We start from the raw sequence: 20916 nt of genomic DNA, 5'->3' as shown, positions 1-20916 counted from the left end.
CGGTTAAAAGTCCATACTGAACGCCAGATTTATTGCCACATCAACTCTGGCTTCTTCAATTCCGGTTTCTGCATTCTGTAGCACAAGCGCATAACGTTTTTGTGAGTCGTAGGCCTGGCTGTCCAAAGTAAGCCATACTTCTTGCAGTTTATCGTCCAGACTTGCTGATGTGCTAGCCAGATGTAACACCTCAACATTACTCACTGAGTCCATGGCCGTTGTCACATCATAAAGTCCCACTTTTACTGTCAAAGGTTTCACTCTTTCGCTGACAGCTTCTGTTTGAACCAGCTGGAAACGATAACGAAGGGTACTGATGCGGAAATTCTGTCCCATGACAGTTACGCCGGTGGTACGGCTGACAGCGCCTTCAGCATGCTTGCCTTTAAGCTGACGAACATTTATCAGTGGAACCAATACTTCCTGTGGCATGGCACCACCATGCACAAAGCGTGCGCCACCGATAAAGTGAAAGCGACCAATACCTTTAGGCACCCAGAAATTGAGATCGGTATCCGCCCCGGAAGTATCAGAAATATTACCCCGGTAAGCCGTATCATTGTCTGGCAACTTATGACCGATCACATACCGCTTTTTCTGTTCAACAAGATCATCCGCTTCTGTGCGACCATGCTTATTCACGTCCGCTGGAGCACTTTCCTGATACAAGAATCCATGATCTGCGGTCACAAATACCTGAGAACCGTTCAGACTATTGATAATCTTGTTACAGATCGCTGCCAGCTCATCAATAGAGTCACGAACCGCATCAAAGGTACCGCTTTCAGTGCTGGCGCTGTCGCCAATCGCATCCACCTTATTGTGATAGATATAAATCACTTGATAGGGACGAACAAAATCCCGGCCTTCATCCTTTCGCATAGCCATAAAGGATTCGGCTTTGATAGCAGCCCCCTGCTCTTGCCCCAGCAGCTTATTCCGATCTTCCAATGAAGCAGAAGGCTGCCCATCGACCAGAACGCGTGCGTCTTTATAGGAAAGCGAATGATGTGGCAGCAATGCCGCCATACCCAGTTTGGTATAAGAGGGTAGAACCCCCAGAAGGGAACCCAGTTCAGCACTAATACGATTACTGCCGTTTAATTCACGAGTCAGTTCTTCAGCGGCTTCATAGCGGAAAGCATCACTGATCACTACAAATACCCGTCTGTCACCGGGTTTATCGAGAACTGGCTTTATTTTCGATTTATAGAAGCTCTGCTGAGGAACAACACCTTCAACCTTCCAGTTACTCAACAAGCTGGTATCTTCACCGTCTTCAAGCGGCCCTCTCTCCAGCAATTTCCCCCAATTTAACGCCAGAGGCGTTAGGTAACGCTGACTGTATCGAGCCTCAACTTCAGACAGCAGAGGTTTCAGAAGATCCCAGCCCTGTTCATTGATTGCAGCACCCGCCTCACAAATCAGGCGGTAATACTGGTCGATTTTAAAGAACTGTTTTTGGTAAAGATCAACACCTTCCCTTGCGCTGGCAAAACCAGGACTATCCGCAGAAGTCAGCCCCATAAACCGGGCTGCAACATCCAGTGCCTGATAAACTTTCTGGAAAGCGCTACGGGCAACATCGTCATTATCTGCCAGCAGGGGAGAGGCCCAGTAACTGTTTTTCCGAGCCTGTACCAGGTTGCAGAAAATAGCTTCATCCAGGCTGTCAGCCTCTGCCAGTAACCGGTCACGCAATCGGCTGGCAATAAGCTGTTCAATGACCACAAAGCTGCGGTTATCCAAAAGTTTTTCCGTTTCCAGTTCTGATAACTGGCTTTGCAGTTTCAATATCTCAGCAGCCTGAGCACTGAGTTTGTCATAGGCTGCGGAATAACTGGCGCTGTCTCTCCAACGCCCAAGACACACCACAACATTGCTTTCAGCCACTTCCGGCAAGCGAAGCCCTTGTATACCAGAGGGCAACTGTCCGGTACTGTAGTAAAGATCGGTCACCAGCATAGCCAGCAACAAATTCTTCAGTGATGGTTGTTCGCTAACATAACCAAAGCCACTTTCAACTTGTTGCCAGAAGCTTTGTTCAAGACCAAACCTGGCAAATTCAGCTAATGATTTACTCTGTGCGTCCAACGAACCTTCAGTAGCCAGTTCCTGAAAAAGCGTAATCAACAGGGTTGCCAGATCATTGGTCTCACACTTGGCCAGAGTGGCCAGCATCTTCCGATCCAGCTTTAAGGCATCATCAGAGGGTTTAACCCGCTTCTGTAGCGCAGCGAGCCGGGCTTTGCTGGCAAAGAATTTCTTCCGCAGGCTGACATGATCTCTCAATGTCATACTTTCAAGTCCCAGCTGCTGTAGAATCTGGGTGCTGCGATCAGCGGCAAAAGGCGCAGCATAGAAGCGTACACTCAGCAGCCAGTCATCTTCCGGGGAAGGTTTTGGATAGGGCTCATAGATCAAAAACTGTTGGTCTGGCTCACCCAGTTCCAGATCTACTTTCACTTTCAGCTTGGGTTCCGTATTAAGGTCTATCAGCCGAACACCTGATGGAATAAGCGTTTCAACAGACTCCTGATACTCGCCATCCGGGTCCTGCCAGAACACTACCTTGTTGCTCTGGAATAATCGGGTCAGGTTTTCCTGAATTTCAGGGGATTGCATAATGCCTTCTCATAACAATCAGCCCCGGAACTGACCGAGGCTGACAAAGCTTATTCATTGATTTGCAGAATATTAGCTATCTAATACTTCATCCAGCCTTTCCTTGAACTGGTTCAAGCTAGGCATATCAACAATCTGTTCAATATCTATTGCACGACTTTTAACTCGCTCAGCAAGAAGCTCTCTACTGGCAGGCTCACCCAAAGCTTCATCCAGCTGAGCTTTCAGCGGGTTTTGAGCCTTGTCATTGCCGGACTCTTCTTCGAGAGCAGCACAATGCTGGTAGTTATTGCCAACCGCACACAAAAGCCAGGCTTCAGATTTGGGTTTCGGGATCATCGGTATCCCAGACTCATACTTCTCTCTTGCAAAGCCATCCAACATCGATTGCCACTTGGCATCCCACTCGCCACGGCCAGCAGATTGAGTTCCATCGCCATCCCGAAAAAGAACAGACACAACAGTATCATGACGATCTTCTGCAAGCTTTCTGGCTATCTGAGCCATTGCCCGAGCATTGTTGTAATAGTACTGGGTTTCATGAGACGGATTCTTTTTTCCCCTTAATCCCATGCGCTTCTTACTTTTGCCCGGACCATTTTTGGCCTGTTCAACCAATTGTGTTTTAGGAATAAAACCACATAGGCTGTTCTCTATATGAGAAAAGCACAGTTTTCGTTCTACCCACTGATCCACAAACCAGGCCATAGGCCCTGGCAGAAAATCATCACCCTCACAAACAGTCTGAGCAACATTGCTTTGCCCCATATCAGTAGGGCCCTCTCCACTGAACAGCAGGTACATCGGTTACTCCTGCGTCAGTGAGGCAATTTCATCGCCCAGTTGGGTCAGATCAGTATCAATAAAGGCTTCCCCAGGCCCCATAACCGTCAGCTTTTCTTTCAGGGATGGAATACTGAAGAAGGGAATAGATCGGGTATAGCCGTCTACTGTCTTAAAGAGATACTGAACACTGTCCACAGCTACATCATCTTCCATAAAGTTCAGAATCATGGGGCTGTGAGTAGTGACCAGCACCTGCTGCTCAGCGGAGACTAATGTGTCGATCAGGTATTCGATCAGCTCCGGATTGATACCATTCTCAACTTCATCAAAGGCCATAAAGCTGTGCTCAGTCATCAGCTGCGCCAGTATGGCCATAATGCGTAGCATGCCATCATTCATATGACGGGCTTCGGTTGGTAACACCTGATTTCCAAAACTCTCCGCAATGTTCAGCTCTTTCCAGCCAGAACGAAGCGCTTTGGTTTCGATATCTTTCAGCCTTGGGTAGGCGCCCTTTAATTGTTCGCCCAGCTTTATTTTTTGATTTGGGCTCATTTCGTGAATAAATGCAGATAAACGCTGCCCACCCAGACCCAGCTCACCTGAGCTGGTTTGTGCTTTTTCGCGAAGAGCCTGAGGTGCAAGCAGCTCCAGAGAGCGAAACTTCATAAAGAACGCTTTGAGCTGTTTTACTTCCGGTGGGAGATCTTTTTCCTTGAGCTGGGAAATGATGGAGCCCTGATAATCAAAGGGAATCTCCTGTGTCCCCTTATTTTCCAAATGGTAACCACCACCAGAAACCATCAGAAGTGTTTTAGCCCCTTCCTCATTACTGAATAGGATGTCTTCTGATGTGCACTTCATCTCTACAGGATTAAACGATGCATTCCAGTGCAATAATTCGTTTTCAGAGAGCGAAATATTGACTGAAAAGGTCACCAGTCTTTTTCTGTTATTACCCAGCTTGCAGTTGATGTCCGTTGCTTTCCAGTCCCGCTCTTCCAGCCACTCATCCAGATCACCTTTGACCTGTTGAGCCAGAAAATCCATAAACTGGAGCACTGTAGACTTACCCGCTCCATTCAGGCCAATCAGACAGTTGAAGTCGTGCAGGGAGAGCTTGAAGTCCACCAGTGACTTGAAATTACTGACTCTGATTTCTCGTAATTGCATATTTTTTCGTCTTGACCCCATCAAAGCTCCATCCTTTGCCATAAAGGTTGAAGATCCTCAGGAACAGCCAGTTTCCTGAGAATGGCACGTTGTCGTTCTGAACTTTGCATCTGTCCCAATAGATCATTCAGTACACTGTTCACAACAGTGTCATAGAATTTTTTTCCGTGCACGCACCGTCTGAGCTGGTCTGACGGCTCAAGTGTCTTCGCGGCATTCAGCTTCTGTTGATAGTTCTGGTAGATGCTGCCAGGCTCAAGAAAACTATGCCACTCTTCAAGCTTTTGCCGCACGACCTGGTCATTTTCAACGATTTCAGGGGCAAGCAGCGCCTCTTTAAAACCCAGGGCGCGCAAGCCTTCCCAGAGAGGATTGACCGCAGCCCACAGTGAGCCATGTTTCACCCAGCGCTCCAGGTCAGACGTTATCTTCTGCTCAAAGGTCTCATAGCCTCCCTGCACTTTTTCCTGCTGTACGGGTGGCAAAGCATCCCAGAGTTCCTGAGGCACAATGAGATAATTTTCGATGCAATATCGGGGTAAAATCATAAGGTTAGTATGACGCTGCTCTCGTTCAGCAATACCTTCATTTGACCATTCATCCCGGTCTACGACACCCAGCCATTCAGGCCTCTGTTCCAGAATTTCAAGAACCAATGTCTTCTTGCCTGCATAAGTCACTACCCACTGGTTTTCCCAGACTGCTTCAAAGGATCGGGTTAACCAGGCACTGAATGCGTCCACATCATCAGGGCCTTCTACCAGCAAAACCCTGTGCCCGGTTCCGCCAATAAGCTGCTCTTCTATCTGACGAATGCGTTTACTGCTGGCCTGACTCACTGGGCAGCTCCCAACTCAAGACGTTTTCCTTTGTTCTCGTAACGCCTCCAGATATCAGGGGAATGAGAGGTAATAAGCAGTTGCCCTCCCTTCTCTTTCACAAGCTGCTCAAGATTGGCCAGTAAGCCATTAACCAGAGACGGGTGAAGGTACAGGTCAGGTTCATCAATCATCACGACACAGCCCAACTCGGCCCAGCGGCTGATCATATAAACAAGAATCAGAACCTGATGCTCACCCGCACTGAGCTTATCGAGAGAGTGATACAAGCCACGCTGCCCCTGTATTTTTACCCGTAAGCGATTCTCACCGGGATGCACTTTTGTATCAATCACCTTCCCCGCCAGAAAGTTATTCAGATCCTCAACAACCGCCGAGAATTTTTTAGGTTGGGTGATTTTAAGGTTCAGTAATGACGATTCAAGCTGGCCTTTCCAGTCTTCTGTCGCCTGATAACGTGTCAACCAACGCAAGGTTGGTTGGTCAGGTAAGTGTTCTCCAACATTTCGCTTAGGTGTAACCCAGCGACGCTCTTCTGCATCCAGATAGACAACATTGGGGACATCCACCCGACCAAAAGACACCACCATTTTATTTCGAAGGTCTGCCCATAGATCAAAACATTCCTTATCCGAGATAAATATTGATTTGCGTCTCGAACGGGTATCCAGGGTATGCAGCTCTCCCATCCAGTCAGAACAATGGTGTTGGTTTAAAACGTTATTCACCCAGTTCTGTTCTCCAAATACCAGACCGAAACACGTGTTCGAACCCACCATCTGATGCTCTATAACAATGGCTAAACCTTCCCATTGTTGCAGCCAGGCACGGGCAGCATGTTTGGGTGGCAACACCATCCTGCGATCCAGCCAGTAACCAAAGGCTTCCCACAACATGGCTACAGCCCTGAGCACGGTAGACTTGCCGCAGCCATTAGGACCAGTGAACAGCACCCGATTTTCAATACCGCCTTCCCAGTCATCAGACAGATCGATCGTCTGGGTTCCCAGCGGTCCGACATCCTTAAAATGCAGTGATTTGATTCTCATGCCTTCTTCCCGGTCACGTCCTTCACGTTGGCCAGCAGGGTTCCGAACTTACCGTAGTTAACCTTCACGCCATCATCCAGATCCAGGGCGATGCGCTGGTCGGTGTAGTGGCGCAGCTGTTCGTCGTATTTGCGCAGTTCCAGCTGCTGGTTCTGGCGCAGAGTCAGTTCCTTTTCCATCTTCTTGCGGGCAGAGGTGGAGCTGGCACTGGCGATATTGTCCTGCAACAGTTTAATCCGGCTCTCGTACTTGCCCAGCAAGGGCTGCACATAATCCACCCGCATTCGTGACAGTGTACCCTCATTGTACCGGTGCAAGTAAACCAGGCATTCAAACGCTTTCTGTTTGCCAGAGCTGAACAGCCAGTAAATGGGGCGTTTTTTGTAGGTTTTCAGGTGATCCTTGAAGAAATCCTTGCTCAGATAACGGCGTAAAGTATCCACTGGCGCTTCGCTGGCTTTTTTGCCCAGGCCTTCAGCCAGGAACATAAGGTTCTCATCGCGCTTCTCACGAGGCCATGCGGTTTCAATAAATTCCACCAGACGGTTGCATGCATCGTCGGCGAACCAGTCGGTATCGGTGATAGGGATGATGCCGTCGTTGTCGGGCTGGAAGCTGGAAGCTTGAAGCTGGAAGCTGCCTGTTTTTTCCTGATAGATTTCTGCAAAATCCTGGCCTCCCGAATGCGCGTAGATCAAGCCTGGTGCATTGAGAGAGTAACGTCCCATCATGCGGCCGATGGCGTAGCTGACCAGCTCTTTCATGGTGTCGGTGCGGAACAGGGTTTCGTACTCGTCTACGGTTTTGCCTGCGCCGTAGCGGTAGGGGGGGTTAACCGTGAGTGTAATTTGTTCGATGGGGACTTCTGGTGTTAACTCATCCTGTAGGTCATAGGCATCAATAAAGAGGCGGTTGTTTTCCTCTTCTAGCTGTTTCATCTGAGTGATGGTTTGTTGGTTTTGGGTTTGCCAGGTTTTGTAGCTTTCTTTGATAGTGGTGAGTGGTGAGTGGCTAGTGGTGAGTGGGTTTGCTTTGAACCCGCATGTACTTTCCGTAGATGCCCAGTCACTACTGGACATTTCTTTGAGTTTTCTTGTGTTTAGGCTAACAATTTCCCCTGTAACATCATTTAGCTTTGAGTATGGTATTGAGAAAACATCCCCAACTAGGTAGTTAACTGTTTGGGTACTGACTTGTAAAAAGTGGAAGGCAACAACTGAGTTTAAATATGCTAAAGCAACATATAAGTCTAGCTTCTGGTTTGTAGCAAAGATGCACAGGGCTGCATTGTTGATTACCTCGTTAGCTTCTAAAAATCGAAAAGATGGAAGTCCTCCTGTAACTGCAGACCAACAGATACCCTCTAGATCCCAGTAATCATCACTATACACCCTAGCGATATGATTGTTTTTATAGTGAGATATTGCCTCTGGCCACCAGTTAACGACAGTTTCTACATTGCCACTCCAGCGCCGAAAATCACCGCCTTTCGGATGCATTCTCCAACCGTCGTAATCTGCGACTTTACTACTATCTACCTCCCAAAGTAGGCGCAGGTATTTTTCATTATTTCCAGTTTTGACATAGCCATCTGAAAACATGAAGTTTGATAATAGACTTCCTTGATATGATCTAAGTGTATCTTCAGTTATCCAATAAGCTATCGTTTTACCCGGTATGTCAGAAAAGCTATTCTGCATGCAATGATAAAATCCGTGTCTTTTATGCTGCAAATTAGAGGACTTTTCGCTTTCATTACCAGAAGTTAAACGAAAAAATGATGGTCTGAATTGAGATCCAAAGTAATTACTCATAATGAAAGCTGATGTTTGGACTACTTCACCAGAAATTGAGCTAAATGCTCTAGGCCCTAAATGAGCCATTGCCTTAATGGTTTTGGTTTCAAGCAGATTTTCACGCATAGCCTGATAGCTGGAAAGAAACATCCAGCTCTGCATTGTCACCATAGCGTTATGCCCTTCAGGCTTCGCCAGTGTGAAACCACGCTCAATAAAGCAGGCAAATAGATCTGCCTTGGCATCTTTATAGAAGTCTTTAGCAAACTTTTTCAAAGGTGCATTCATTCCTTTGCCACCCATATATGGAGGATTCGCCACCACCGCATCATAGTTCGCCGCCAGCAGCTGAGCAGGTATAATGCAGGTTTCTATTATTTCTACTGCACATCTCCGAGCAATATCATTAGATGTCTCTGTGAAGGCTGTGAGCTGCTCAAAGACTTCAGACAGATTTCGTCGAATAAATTCAGGAACTTCAATCAGAGAGCCAAAGGTACATCCATGCTCGAAAAGCATCATCAGCTCATAGTACTTTCTGCCCTGGCTCAGTTCCGAGTATATACTTCGGAATTTATGGCACCACTTTTCAATAGCATCGACTTGCTTCAAAAGAGGATCAAGGTAGCTCTCTATTTGTTTCCAGTATTCTTCAGTATCCTTTCCGGGCTTTATCTCTTTTGACTCGGCCAGTTTCTCACACCACTCAAAAATAGTGTTCAGTGAGGAACTGCTGCTATCAATTCGATCATAAAGGTAGGCGAAAACATCGGTACTACCACACTTGATAGTTCGGCATTCACTGGCAATGTCGTTGAGCTGATCCATGAGGCTGGTGACTTCATCCAGCTTGTTGCGAATAGATCCTTCTGGCTTTTTCCCTTTCCAAAAACGTGACAAGTGCCTGGGAATGATGGAAATAACCGTATCAAGGAATTGCAGTGCATCTTGCTTGTATGTATCAGACAAAGGAAGTTCGGAGCTAAACAATCCTTGCGGTTGCTCCTGTTCCATAGAAAGGTATGCATCCAGAAAAATGGCTGCATACTCATTTGCTCTAACTACAGGTATGTCATGCAAAGCATGAATATTGAGTTTTGGTGTACTGCCAAGCACCTTTGGACTATCGACCCTGGCTTTCATCAACAGGGCAAAACCTGCCATTTGCGCCGCACGGGTATCAATATCCAGTCCGTAGAGGTTTTTCTCCAGAATCAGTTTCGGGATTTTATGGCGCGGGTAGCCTCGCTCCCGGTAGAGCTCTTTAAACAGGTCATAGGCTTCCACCAGAATATGGCCGGAACCGCAGGCGGGGTCGATCAAGGTCAGTTCTTCGGGATTCAGTTCATCCGGCGTAATGGCTGCCAGCTGTTGTTTAACTTCTTCGGTCTGTTCAGCGGGTTCAATGTAATAATTCATCCGTTCTTTTAAGCCGGAATCCGGATAGGTGGCCAGCCATTGTGCGCCAATACTGTTCTGTACCAGATATTTCACAATCCAGTTGGGGGTAAACAGCTGAGTAGCAGCGGGAATATCGGCACTGGCCACCACCTTGCCCATGACTTCATCTTTACGCTCGCTGATATAGAACTGGTAGAGCCAGCCGATGATCTCAATCTCGTTCCAGTTTTCTTCATCAATGCTGTTGACCAGCTGGCGAATCACCGAGTCGGAGTGCAGCAGGTTATCGGGCAGCAACAGTTCGGTTTCGTCGTCTATCCGTTCAAACAGAAAGGGCATGGCCGAGTGCAGGGCGTTGCATTGGGCAATCAGCAACAGTCGGTAAAGTTCAGCGTCTTTATTGCCGTTCAGTTGCAGATCAATAATCTGTTCTTTGTCCAGACCAGGAAGGTCAACATGGCTGGCCTGCTGCAAAATTTCCGGCGTACTCTGACCTTGCGGATGGGATAACACTCGATAACCATGATCCAGATAACCGTGCAGTTCCATATACCGGATAGCCACAAAACGGTTAAACCAGGTATAAGCCATGGCCTGCATGACCTGATCAAATCCTTCATGTTGAACACGCTCCACCAGTTTTTTACGCAGGTGAGCCAGTGCTGACGGGAAGGGACGACCGTCAATCATCAGTACATCGCCTTCTACATAAGCATCTGCGATGTGTTTATTCGTTATACCCAGCGTGCGGGCACGGTTGGTCACAGCGGTAATAAAATCGCGGCGTGCTGCTGGCGCGTAGTTTTTCAGTTGAGTGCGGTTCATAAGTAGAGCCAGTCTCGTTCCCACGCTCTGCGTGGGAATGCATATTGGGGTATTACGCTCCCACGCAGTGAGTGGGAACGAGATCAGTTAATCAGATAATTTCGATACGCTCATCGCGTGCCAGAGCCTCTTCCAGCTCTTCTCTCAACTTTTCCAGAAAAGTATCCACGTCATCCTGATCTTCCAGATAGGTTCTGCCGCTGGTGTAGTGGCTCGGAGTAATTTTACGCCGCTTCTTTGGCGCTTTTTTTACCTGGGGGATGTACGTCGGAGGTGCTGGTTCCTCAACCTTTTTCACTTCAGGCTTTTTACCTTCAGCTCTGGCTTTTTTCGCGGCTTCCTGAGCTTCTATTTTTGCAAGGTCTTTAGCAATTTGTCGCCTCAGTTCCGCTTGTCTGGCTTCTTCCACTGCGGCGTCAATCAAATCAATAGCTTGATCTTCAAGATCTTTGGCCTGCATCTGATTCTGGAAGATATGAGCAATACTACTCATTTTCTCCAGCTTCTGATGCAGCTGCTTCAAAGGGTACAGACACTTATTCTTCAGTGCGTCTTCAGCCTGAGCTGCGGCCAGTTCCTGTTCAACCCGCGCGATACGTTCGTCAACTCGTTCCAGAGCATGGCTGCGTTTGTCGCCCACCAGTTCGCTGTTAATACGAGTGGCTGTCTGAATCAAACCATCTGCATCACTGAGCCAATCAAAAGGTGAGTGAGCCTCAAGAATTTGATTCATTCTCTTTATGGCGGTTGCAGCCTGTGGCTGTTTTTCCAGCTCTGGCAGGTTGGGTTCAAGCTCTCTGACCGTTTTCTGAAGACGTTCCCAAACTGGCTTCTGACTGGTGTAGAAATAGTGCAGTTCGCTATGAATTTCAGCCTGCACCCGCCAATCGTCCCGATCTGAAACAAACTTGCTGATACGCTCGTAGCTTTCAGTAAGCGTCAGCAGTTTATTCACTATCACCAGCAGCTCAGAAATGGATTCTTCACCCGGATAGCGACCAGTGCCGGCCATGGCATTCCATTCTGCCAGTTCTTTCTGCCATCCTTGCAGGTTGGTTCCCAGATCCACATGAATGGCCTCTTCACCTTCAGTGGGCATTCGACCGAAAACATCCCGCGCCAGGTTGCGTGCTTTTTGCAGAACACCACTGTCTACCGTTTTCTTTTTGATGACCTGGATACGACGCCATTTGTTCGGCGTCTGGACAGCATCACGCACCTGATCGGATGTCATGGCGGCATTGTCCATGACCAGACTGATTTCACCTGCCATTAGCAGGCGAGCTACCAGCAATAGGGTTTCCCAGTTTGGCCAGCCATAGGGGTGCTGACCAAACTTTTCTTCCACCAGACTGTGAAGAATAACCATACGACTTGCACTGGATGACAACTCAATGTATCGCCTTACTTCATCCAGAGCCTGGGTGTTGCTCTCGCCGCCTTCAAAATCGAACCCTTCACTGACTGGAGTACTGAGTACCGCGCTGACTTCCTGCTGGGGGTTTCCATTTGGCTTGGAAAGCAGGGATAGCTTGCTGAATGTGTTGGCAACCAGATATTCCAGTGCTTTGGTTAACGAAGTTCTGGGGTGTTCGCTGCTATTGGTCCAGAGCTGTCCGGCGATGGTGAAGCGAGCTTCAGACCAGAGCTGTTTGAGACCTGTTTCGATTCGTCCACGACGTTCACGGTTTTCTTCTGCCCGGTCACTGAAGATACGCTTTTGGGTCAGGCTGGCACTGTCATCATTTTTACGGCCGATGTATTTGTCGGTTTGCAGGTAAGTTCGGATTTCCTGCATCAGGTGCTGTTCATCATCCAGTCGAACAATGATCTGGCCACGGCCTTCCTGCGAGGTCAGGATACAGCGACTTTCATCAAAGAAGTCGTAATCATCTGCCAGAGAGGAGATGACTTTCAGCTCAAGCCCGCCTTCTGAGCGAGGGCCATAAGGGATACCATCACAGGTACGGTTGATGGTGAAGTCTTTGCCAGTAACCGGGTGGCGGAATTTACGGACATCCTCCAACACTTCGCTGAAGAGGATTTCACTGAGTTTGCCAGTGTCTTCGCCTGGACCCAGATCCACATCTTTGATTTCGCGGTTTACATCCTGTTCTTCATTGGTCAGGAAGGTGTAGTTTTCACCACTGCGGTTGATAAGGGTTTCGCCTTCAAGGCGTACCAGACTGGATTCAATCTCTTTCTTGATAGACAGTCGGTCGGCGTCGATCTGATCTACGAAGAGTGTCACCAGGTTATCTACATTACCTTTGATTTCATCCACATAACGAATCAGGAACAGGGTTTTCAGCAGATCAGCATCGAAAGGTTTGAGAGAACTGTTTCGGTCAGCATTATCGATGGTGGATTTTACGACACCTTCAAGGAAACTTTCGATGGAAGGGTAGAAGCGGTACAGCGGTACCATGACTCCCACTTGCTTGTCTTCATTCGCTAACTGCTGTGCCGCCCCCTGAAATGCATTCAACATGGAGCGTTCACCCCTGGCCAGGTGCAGACCGGTCGCACCCGCTTTACGAATGCTTTCGAAGACTTTTTGCACCAGCTGGAACTGGTAAGGCGCAAAGGGGTAGGTGCTGACAAAATCATCTTCGTCGGCAAATGCCTTAAAAGTCATGCCAACATTGGTAAAGCTGAGCTGGTTTTTCAGGATATCTGCTTTGTTGCGATATTCCTGTATGAGCGCATCTTTTGCCGCTGTGGTTTTACCCAGAATACGCTTTTGGATGACTTCATCTACGTTGCCGCTGGACAGGGAAAGGCGAGTGCTGAAGCGTCCCTGAATTTTGGAAAAGTCGTTGGCTTTGGAGGCACGAACTTCGCCTACTACGGCATCAATATCTTCCTGAGATGTAACAACCACCCAGGCTCGACCGCTGCAGACGGTACCCAGGTTTTCGGTAATGGTTTGCAGATTCAGCATCAGGTGGGTGTCCTGACCAATAAACTGGCCTATTTCATCCACCAGAAACAGGATTTTGTGATCCTTCGGTTTAGTATCCAGATACTCTTTTACCCAGCCACAGAAACTTTCAACAGAGATACTGAAATCTTCTTCAAAGCGTTCCAGCCAGCTCAGGGCATCGGTAATAGTCTGGCCAGTCACTTCAGTCAGAGCAGTACCCAGAGCATCGTTGTGGAAGATGTAGTTATCACGGTTTTCTACCCAATCCATATCGCTGTGTTTCAGAAAGGCAGCATGAAATGCCTGAAGTTTGCCCTGTCGATCAAGGAAACGTTCCAGGTGAGCAATGGTTGGGTGGTCTGGGCTGTAACCTAGCTTTTCGTTAAAGACCTTCAGAAAAACTCGCAGGATGGCATCGCGGCCTTCTGTGTTATCTGCACGGCTATCGATGTTAAACAGAATAACTTCTGCTTCACTCTTAACGGCACGTTCCAGATCAGCTGCCAGAAGGTTGTCTGTGATTTTCTCTCTGAAGAAGTCCAGAGGGGTTCTGGTTTCCTGCTGTTTCGTCTCTGGGTTAAAACGACTGATAGAGCCGTTTTCCAGAAGGTAAGACAGTATTTTGATAAAGTGCGATTTACCAGAACCGAAGAAACCGGATACCCATACGCCCACTTTGCCTGCAATAGCGGGGTCATTTGGGTGATCGATAGCATTCAGGTAGGCTTCGAAAAAGCCTCTCAGGTGAATATCCAGCTCTCGGGTAATGACGTATTCATCCAGTTCCTGCCAGATGGACTCACTGTCGGTCTGGTCTGCCTTGATGACGCCGTTGATATTACGAGCTATCGGTTTTTCAAATAGCGCTTCAATATTCACTTCGGTATTCCTTTAAACTTCAATCCGCACTTACTCAACCGGCCTTCTTCAATCGATCAGGCGAAATGCACGGTAATAGGGTTTATCTGGTAGTAGCCCAAACAGGCTTAAGCCCTGACCTGTGTATTTGCCCGGGTAAAATACGATAAGGGGTGTTTGCCCCATCTTTGCATGAAGGGCATGCAACAGGTGATGAGTCCGAATCAATGGGTAGACACTACCGACTCCTGTGATCAACACCATCCCGGCATTCGCTTCTTTTGCTTTGTCTGCCAATATGGAAGCAACCTTGTTAGCTTCCAGCATGGCTCTCAGTGCTTTGAAGACAAAAGTATCGCCTTTGTCTTTTTGCATCTTCAGGGAAGCAACATAGATGTTGCCCTTGCGACTGTTGATGGTATCCAGAGCCAGCTGCAACAGGTTGATGTGCAAAACAGGTAGATCTGGCAGCTTTTTCTTTAGCTGCTGATCGAGAAAACCAACGTACTCTTTGACAACCTCCTCTGCTTCAGGCGGATAGTCGAAAGCATAAAAGGGTATCTCATTGCCTAGTCGCTCACTTTTCAGGAAACTTTCGCTGGTGATTTTTGGCAGCACCTGATTCAGGCGACCTTGCAAGCGGTTATCGCTGTGACTACTCATTAGTGATCTCCCGCAGGCACTAGGCACTTGAGGACATAGTCTTCTTTTCGGCTCACCAGATACCGTTTCAACTCTGGTGCCAACAACATATGGCGAATAGCCATAGATTTTGTATCTTCGATCAGACCTGCCTCAGCCATCATTCGAAATGCATTTTGTTTGAGCTTTGCGTGAGTACTCTCAGATCTTACCGGCAAATCAGGAACACGATTATGACAGTCCTCAATGAACTGATCCCAGGAAGTGGATCTGAGCTGTTCGGCAAACTGCTTGCGCTCTCGTTGATAAACTTCTCGGAGAAAGTCTCCTAGAAGAGGAGAGTATTTTACTGTAGCGGCGAGTATTGCCTGAGTAGCAAGTTCTTTCGAGCCTTTTTGGATAAACCCCCAGAGCCTCTCATCCATTGTGTTCAGCCGACTGCGAATCAGGCTGGCAACCGTGGAGGCACTGTTAGGAGTCCTTCTCTGTAGAATATTCTCGTCAAAAATCTGTTGCTTCCACTCAGCCGGTGTTGGGTGTTTCAACATCAATTCCGCAATGATTCTACTCTCTGGGATCAGCAGCGAAGCCTTCGTAAAGTTGGCAGGGTAAGAGTTGTTCTTCATACCTGTTCCTCAACTTTTTCAGGGTAGTACTGAAGCAGATCCCCAGGTGAACACTCAAAATAGAGACACAGGGAGCTGATAACATCAGTACTGGTTTTATAGCCAGGAACATTAGCAATGCGGTTAAGCGTCGCACGACTTATACCTGTAACTTCAGAAACTTCGCTAAGAGTTATACGACGACGCTCATTGAAAGCTTTCTCATCCAGTTTCTGTTTGAGCAGGACTCGGATCATGAAGGAGGGTGTCCTGTTTATAAGGTGAGAGGTATTGATGCCCACAATGCTTCATAAACGAAGCATTATGCTCTTAGTAGATGCAGAAAAGCAAACTATGGAAAATGTTATGAATTAAATATACTGTCCGGCACAATGGCCTGAAGCCCAGGCCCACTGAAAGTTAAATCCACCCAGATGACCGGTGACATCCAGAACTTCTCCTATAAAGAACAGTCCCGGCTGGACACGGCTCTCAAACGTTTTAGACGACACTTTTGATGTCTCTACGCCACCCAGAGTGACTTCTGCTTTTTTATAGCCTTCTGTACCCGAGGGCTTTAATGCCCAGTTTTCCAGCGCATTCGCCAAATCTTCCAGCTGGGCAGGCGTGTATTGTGCGATCGGCTTTTGACCATTGTCTGTTAACAATCTCAGCTGGCCCTGTTCACATAAAGCGTGAGACAACCTTTTAGTCATATGTTCTGACAGGATGGTCGCGGTCTGTGCTTTGGGCCTCTGCTCTGCACAGGACTGAAGCCAGTCATGAATGTCTGTGCCGGGAATCCAGTTGATGAACACCGTATCTCCCTGATTCCAGTAGGATGAAATCTGTAGAATAACGGGGCCACTGACACCACGATGGGTGAAAAGAATATTTTCCCTGAAAGACTGCCCATTGCAGCTGGCAATCACTTCTGAACTGACACCGGAAAGCTCTAGGAAGTGTTTCAGCCAAGCCTGGTTCATGGTGAATGGTACCAGTCCGGGCTTTTGCTCTATCAGTGTATGGCCAAATTGTTCAGCCACCTGATAACCAAATCCTGTAGCTCCCATGGTGGGGAATGACAATCCGCCTGTTGCTACCACCAGTGACTGACAGATGAATTCACCGATACTGGTGGCCAGCGCATAACCCGAGGTTGCATTGGAGGTAACGGATTCAACACTGGCTTTAGCTCGAATGGTTACGCCTGCATCACGACATTCACTGAGCAGCAGATCAACGATCTCCTGTGAACGATTGTCACAGAATAATTGCCCCAGCGTCTTTTCATGCCAGGCAACCTGATACTTATCCACAAGTGCCTGAAAATCCCACTGGGTATAGCGGGCCAGCGCAGACTTACAGAAATGGGTATTGTCTGAAAGGTAATTGGCCGGCTCTGTATAAAGATTGGTGAAGTTACAACGACCTCCACCGGAAATAATAATTTTCTTCCCGATCTTGTTGGCATGATCCAGAACAAGAACGTTTCGACCCCGATATCCCGCTGTAAGCGCGCACATAAGACCCGATGCACCGGCACCGATAATAATGGCATCATAGTCAGACTGCAGAGCTCTGGTCAGGGGCATATTCGGTGGATCTCAAGTAAACAGATAGGGGCAAATGACATGACTTTTCGCCTTTTCAAGACGAAACATTTTTCTTGTCAGAAAATAAACAAGCCCTGTAAAGAAACCAAAGAGCATAAACCGACTGCTGGTAACGGTTTCCCCCTTCCCTGTTTCATTCAATTCGGGCTCTAGGCTAATTGCAATCCTTTATGATGCCTATCAGTGAGCTTTCAGAATACCCAGCACTTTGTTCAGGAATATTTTTACTTCCTGGGTACTGACGCTCTTACGCAGCTCAGCAGGGATCTGACGCTGGTATGCACGGGCATTCGATGGGCGTTTTGCCACCAGAGCATTCACCATAGCGGGCTTCAGCAAGCGCTGGTCCGCTGGGGTGTTAGGGTAGGCTTTACGAATAGACTGAGCATCAAACTCAACCAGAGCTTCAGCCAGTGGGCTATTAACCACTTCAACGTCAACAGCGACTTTTGGCTTGGATACTACTGCCGCTTCTTTCGCCTCGGTCTTAACAGGCACTTCTGCTTTTACAGGCTCAACTTCAGCAACAGGAGCAGACACTTTCTGAGCTGTTTCAGCCGTGACTGAACCATGAGCAACCAGAGCCTGAGACAGCTCTTCGCGCATAACCCATACTGCTTCCCCAGCTTCGTTTTTGTCATCCAGAGCAACAACAGAAGCACCAGTACCTGCATCAACTTCCAGGAAAGCAGCAATGCGCTTGCCCAGGTTATTGATAATCAGAGAAGCACGCTTGGCTCCCGTAACCGCAACCACCTGCTCAGCACTGGCAGCACGTCCGGACAGAGTAAACCATACTGTCAGCAGTTCCATATCTTGAGGACGAACAGCTTTATTATTGTTAAGAGCCTTCAGGAACAAATCTTGGGTGATCAATTGTTTAACCTCTAGAAAAAAATCCGGCTATTTTTTCAGGAACTGACAAATTATCAATCCCTATATTTGCGGATCTTTATGTTTTTTCTTCTAACAGCCTGTCTGACTTGAGCTTTCATGCATGAAATTCAGTAACGCAGGTCAGTTTTTTCGTTGAATTTACGCGAATAGTTCACCTATTTAAGTAAATTCAACGAGACTGTCTTCAGCACGCTCATGGCTGAACTACCTGCTCTTTCTGGATTTAAGGCTGAAATGGTCTCAATTCCGTGAGACTCCCAGGTCAGAAGTTAAGCACAGATTCCAACGGTTACAGGCTCAATTTCAAGTGGAGAGTAACAATGCAAGAAGTCGCTGATCACTACAGCCACGGGGCTTTGGAAGAAACCATTCTGCAAGCCCTTGATCAATCAGGCAAAAATCTCAAGAAACTGAAGCCGGAAGACCTTTCGGCTATTGATGAGTTTCATTTAAGAGGTCGGATGGCGACCAATGAACTGGCAGAAGAAATCACATTAATGCCGGGCACTAAAGTACTGGATATTGGCTGTGGGATCGGAGGAGCTTCACGTCATTTGGCTGCAAGGTTTGGCTGCTTCGTTCAAGGCATTGATCTGACAGAAGAGTATTGTTCGGTAGCCCGCTCCCTGACTGCTCTGACCGATCTGGAAAAGCAGGTCTCCTATTTCCATGGCGATGCTCTGGACCTGCCTTTTGAAGACAACAGCTTTGATGTGGTCTGGACCCAGCATGCTTCAATGAATATCAATGACAAAGGACAGATGCTGAAGGAAGCCTATAGAGTCTTGAAACCAGGAGGCTATCTGGCTCTCTACGATATCCTTTCAAACGCCGACAAAGAACTTCACTACCCTGTCCCCTGGGCGATGTCGCCGACACAGAGTTTTCTGGTAACTGGAGGAAAGCTTCACACTCTGCTCGAACATGCGGGATTCAGAGTCTACTCCTGGAAAGATTGCTCAGATCAGTCACTCGAATGGTTTGAAAATGTCTTGGTAAGAATCCAGGAAGAAGGCCGTCCTCAACTGGGATACCATCTGCTTCTGGGTGATCGCTTTTCTGAAATGGCCGCCAACCAGCTGAAAAACCTCAAGGAGAACCGAATTATGGTGGTCCAGACAGTGGCGCTGCGACCCTCATCATCCTGACGGCGTGACGACGCTGCAGTTAAGACACATATTTATTGAAATTGACTCAAACAGAGATGATAATGATTCTCAATTAGAATCTTAAAATCAATTGAGTATTTATATGGCAAGAGCACCGGCAAGAGAGTTATCTGTCCAGAGTATTGAATTACTGAGTCCTCATATGAAGCGGGTGATCCTGACAGGAGAATCTCTCTCTGACTTTCCTCCTGATCAAGCCAGCGCTTACGTTAAACTGGCTTTTGATAACCCAGACATGCCCAAAAAACCATTGCTGAGAAGTTATAGCGTGGTTTCCTGCGATCAGACAGCACATCAATTGATCATTGATTTTGCTGTGCATCCTGGCGGCAATGATCAGGGACCTGCATCTCGCTGGCTCGAAAGCGTCAGAATTGGCGACTCTATTTCTGTGCATGGACCCGGGCCTACCAAACTGGTTAACCAGGAGGCTGACTGGTTTGTTCTGACTGGAGACCTGACTGCTCTGCCGGCTATTCGTGCCAACATAGAGATTCTGCCTGCCAATGCCAAAGGCTATGTGATTCTGGAGATCCCTCATCAGGACGACCAGCAATCCCTTGCACTGGATGATGCTTCACTACCCAAAGCGATTGATATCATCTGGGTCATAAACCCTCATCCAGGCAAGCAGAAAGATCTATTGAAGGAAACACTGGCTGGATTACCCCGTCTACCCGGCAATCCCTATATCTGGGCCGCCAGCGAGCTCAATGCCGTACTGGAAATCAGAAGCTGGGTTAATAGTGAATCACTGGCTCCCCGCTCATCTCGATACATCAGTAGCTACTGGCAATTTGGTCTATCGGACGAAGCTCATAAGCTTCAAAAGAAAGAGAGACTGTCTGAGACTTAATTAAGCGTCTCTATCAGCTTTTTCTGTATTCAGGGCCTTACGGGCCCTTGACTCTCTTCGCACCGTCTCCTGCCTCATAGCCTTGTCTCACTGGAAGAATTGATATCTCCATCTATCCTGACTCCACAAGAGCAACAATAGTGCCACTGGAATCCGGCTACTAAACATTCTTCTGGATAAGCATGAAAACAATGATTTCAAATTGAGACGTACAATAATGATGAAGAGAGCCCTGACATTCCTTTCGTTGATTTTATTAGCATCCGTTTATGCCTCACAAAGTTCTCAAGTGAGTGCCAAAACAGATGCATCCCCTGCGTCGTTCGAGCCGTTTTACAAATCAAATCGTAAGGGTGCCCAATACATGTATGCTGGTGTTTACTTTCCAATAAAAATACTCCGGCTCCCAAACATTCTTTCAAGCATGACTTTAATCAGTGTCATACCTTTTATTTGAACTACATCCAGTCACATGCAAAGGGATATCAGATGTCCAAAAATATGGGACGATCCGATCAGCAGATTGTTACCAAAGGTGTTCTGGACTGTCTGCTCGTAAAAAACTGGCACCTCTTTCGACTGGAAGACACACATGTTCAGTCATTTAATGAGCCTGCCAGTCAAAGACTTACTGACACCTGAAGAAAAAGTAGAGGCAGCAAAAGACCTGGAAGAGCGTAAAGCCTGGTATAAGAAATATCAGCCTGCTTTGGTGAAGTGATTCTCTATGCTGGAAAGCTGGAAAGCTGGAAAGCTGGAAAGCTGGAAAGCTGGAAAGCTGGAAAGCTGGAAAGCTGGAAAGCTGGAAAGCTGGAAAGCTGGAAAGCTGGAAAGCTGGAAAGCTGGAAAGCTG

The 20916-nt window shown here is 47.6% G+C and carries 15 protein-coding genes; 3 read left to right on the top strand and 12 right to left on the bottom strand.

What is annotated here, in order from left to right; translation table 11 throughout:
• Positions 1 to 3: 3 nt before the first annotated feature.
• The 12 genes from pglZ to ACR2PX_RS26075 form a co-directional block, all read right to left on the bottom strand.
• On the bottom strand, positions 4 to 2625 hold the full coding sequence (gene pglZ / locus ACR2PX_RS26130) for a BREX-1 system phosphatase PglZ type A (RefSeq protein WP_434002292.1): 2622 nt from the start codon (positions 2623 to 2625) through the stop codon (positions 4 to 6).
• Between the two features lie 72 nt (positions 2626 to 2697).
• Complete coding sequence (locus ACR2PX_RS26125; RefSeq protein WP_434002291.1) at positions 2698 to 3429, bottom strand: hypothetical protein; 732 nt, start codon at positions 3427 to 3429, stop codon at positions 2698 to 2700.
• A gap of 3 nt (positions 3430 to 3432) precedes the next feature.
• Positions 3433 to 4626 carry an AAA family ATPase gene (locus tag ACR2PX_RS26120; RefSeq protein ID WP_434002290.1) on the bottom strand — a complete coding sequence of 398 codons (1194 nt, stop codon included), beginning with the start codon at positions 4624 to 4626 and terminating at the stop codon, positions 3433 to 3435.
• Positions 4605 to 5423: a hypothetical protein gene (locus tag ACR2PX_RS26115; RefSeq protein WP_434002289.1), complete on the bottom strand. Its 819-nt coding sequence runs from the start codon at positions 5421 to 5423 to the stop codon at positions 4605 to 4607. Before ACR2PX_RS26115 ends, ACR2PX_RS26120 begins: the two co-directional genes overlap by 22 nt.
• Complete coding sequence (locus ACR2PX_RS26110; RefSeq protein WP_434002288.1) at positions 5420 to 6472, bottom strand: AAA family ATPase; 1053 nt, start codon at positions 6470 to 6472, stop codon at positions 5420 to 5422. The genes ACR2PX_RS26115 and ACR2PX_RS26110 overlap by 4 nt, the downstream gene beginning before the upstream one ends.
• Positions 6469 to 10494, bottom strand: a complete 4026-nt coding sequence (gene pglX, locus ACR2PX_RS26105) for a BREX-1 system adenine-specific DNA-methyltransferase PglX (RefSeq protein ID WP_434002287.1) — start codon at positions 10492 to 10494, stop codon at positions 6469 to 6471. Before pglX ends, ACR2PX_RS26110 begins: the two co-directional genes overlap by 4 nt.
• Positions 10495 to 10585: 91 nt before the next feature.
• Positions 10586 to 14299, bottom strand: a complete 3714-nt coding sequence (gene brxC, locus ACR2PX_RS26100; RefSeq protein WP_434002286.1) for a BREX system P-loop protein BrxC — start codon at positions 14297 to 14299, stop codon at positions 10586 to 10588.
• A 48-nt stretch (positions 14300 to 14347) separates the two neighbouring features.
• Positions 14348 to 14941: a DUF1788 domain-containing protein gene (locus ACR2PX_RS26095; protein ID WP_434002285.1), complete on the bottom strand. Its 594-nt coding sequence runs from the start codon at positions 14939 to 14941 to the stop codon at positions 14348 to 14350.
• Positions 14941 to 15546 (bottom strand): DUF1819 family protein, encoded by a 606-nt coding sequence (locus ACR2PX_RS26090; RefSeq protein ID WP_434002284.1) that lies wholly within the window; start codon positions 15544 to 15546, stop codon positions 14941 to 14943. The genes ACR2PX_RS26095 and ACR2PX_RS26090 overlap by 1 nt, the downstream gene beginning before the upstream one ends.
• Entirely contained in the window at positions 15543 to 15782 is a 240-nt protein-coding gene (locus ACR2PX_RS26085; protein ID WP_434002283.1) for a helix-turn-helix domain-containing protein, read from the bottom strand. Before ACR2PX_RS26085 ends, ACR2PX_RS26090 begins: the two co-directional genes overlap by 4 nt.
• Before the next feature lie 114 nt (positions 15783 to 15896).
• Positions 15897 to 17120: an NAD(P)/FAD-dependent oxidoreductase gene (locus ACR2PX_RS26080; RefSeq protein ID WP_434002282.1), complete on the bottom strand. Its 1224-nt coding sequence runs from the start codon at positions 17118 to 17120 to the stop codon at positions 15897 to 15899.
• Positions 17121 to 17321: 201 nt separating this feature from the next.
• Positions 17322 to 18017, bottom strand: a complete 696-nt coding sequence (locus ACR2PX_RS26075; protein ID WP_434002281.1) for a hypothetical protein — start codon at positions 18015 to 18017, stop codon at positions 17322 to 17324.
• Between the two features lie 341 nt (positions 18018 to 18358).
• Between ACR2PX_RS26075 and ACR2PX_RS26070 the strand changes: the two genes are divergently transcribed.
• The 3 genes from ACR2PX_RS26070 to ACR2PX_RS26060 all read left to right on the top strand — a co-directional run bounded on the left by ACR2PX_RS26070 (position 18359) and on the right by ACR2PX_RS26060 (position 20784).
• The gene (locus tag ACR2PX_RS26070; RefSeq protein ID WP_434002280.1) at positions 18359 to 19186 is read left to right on the top strand and encodes a class I SAM-dependent methyltransferase; all 828 of its coding nucleotides are present in this window, start codon (positions 18359 to 18361) and stop codon (positions 19184 to 19186) included.
• A 103-nt stretch (positions 19187 to 19289) separates the two neighbouring features.
• The gene (locus ACR2PX_RS26065) at positions 19290 to 20063 is read left to right on the top strand and encodes a siderophore-interacting protein (protein WP_434002279.1); all 774 of its coding nucleotides are present in this window, start codon (positions 19290 to 19292) and stop codon (positions 20061 to 20063) included.
• A gap of 592 nt (positions 20064 to 20655) precedes the next feature.
• On the top strand, positions 20656 to 20784 hold the full coding sequence (locus ACR2PX_RS26060; RefSeq protein ID WP_434002278.1) for a hypothetical protein: 129 nt from the start codon (positions 20656 to 20658) through the stop codon (positions 20782 to 20784).
• Positions 20785 to 20916: the final 132 nt, after the last annotated feature.

The organism is Endozoicomonas sp. (genome assembly GCF_051008435.1).
In the GTDB taxonomy this organism is placed as follows: domain Bacteria; phylum Pseudomonadota; class Gammaproteobacteria; order Pseudomonadales; family Endozoicomonadaceae; genus Endozoicomonas_A.
The sequence above is the reverse complement of the archived record's forward strand: the minus strand, read 5'-3'. Positions and strand labels throughout refer to the sequence as shown.

What these genes read in the sequence shown, in the direction of transcription:
- pglZ (WP_434002292.1), bottom strand. Translation starts at nt 2,625, where the DNA reads ATGCAATCCCCTGAAATTCAGGAAAACCTGACCCGATTATTCCAGAGC.
- ACR2PX_RS26125 (WP_434002291.1), bottom strand. Translation starts at nt 3,429, where the DNA reads ATGTACCTGCTGTTCAGTGGAGAGGGCCCTACTGATATGGGGCAAAGC.
- ACR2PX_RS26120 (WP_434002290.1), bottom strand. Translation starts at nt 4,626, where the DNA reads ATGGCAAAGGATGGAGCTTTGATGGGGTCAAGACGAAAAAATATGCAA.
- ACR2PX_RS26110 (WP_434002288.1), bottom strand. Translation starts at nt 6,472, where the DNA reads ATGAGAATCAAATCACTGCATTTTAAGGATGTCGGACCGCTGGGAACC.
- pglX (WP_434002287.1), bottom strand. Translation starts at nt 10,494, where the DNA reads ATGAACCGCACTCAACTGAAAAACTACGCGCCAGCAGCACGCCGCGAT.
- ACR2PX_RS26095 (WP_434002285.1), bottom strand. Translation starts at nt 14,941, where the DNA reads ATGAGTAGTCACAGCGATAACCGCTTGCAAGGTCGCCTGAATCAGGTG.
- ACR2PX_RS26090 (WP_434002284.1), bottom strand. Translation starts at nt 15,546, where the DNA reads ATGAAGAACAACTCTTACCCTGCCAACTTTACGAAGGCTTCGCTGCTG.
- ACR2PX_RS26085 (WP_434002283.1), bottom strand. Translation starts at nt 15,782, where the DNA reads ATGATCCGAGTCCTGCTCAAACAGAAACTGGATGAGAAAGCTTTCAAT.
- ACR2PX_RS26080 (WP_434002282.1), bottom strand. Translation starts at nt 17,120, where the DNA reads ATGCCCCTGACCAGAGCTCTGCAGTCTGACTATGATGCCATTATTATC.
- ACR2PX_RS26070 (WP_434002280.1), top strand. Translation starts at nt 18,359, where the DNA reads ATGCAAGAAGTCGCTGATCACTACAGCCACGGGGCTTTGGAAGAAACC.
- ACR2PX_RS26065 (WP_434002279.1), top strand. Translation starts at nt 19,290, where the DNA reads ATGGCAAGAGCACCGGCAAGAGAGTTATCTGTCCAGAGTATTGAATTA.
- ACR2PX_RS26060 (WP_434002278.1), top strand. Translation starts at nt 20,656, where the DNA reads ATGTTCAGTCATTTAATGAGCCTGCCAGTCAAAGACTTACTGACACCT.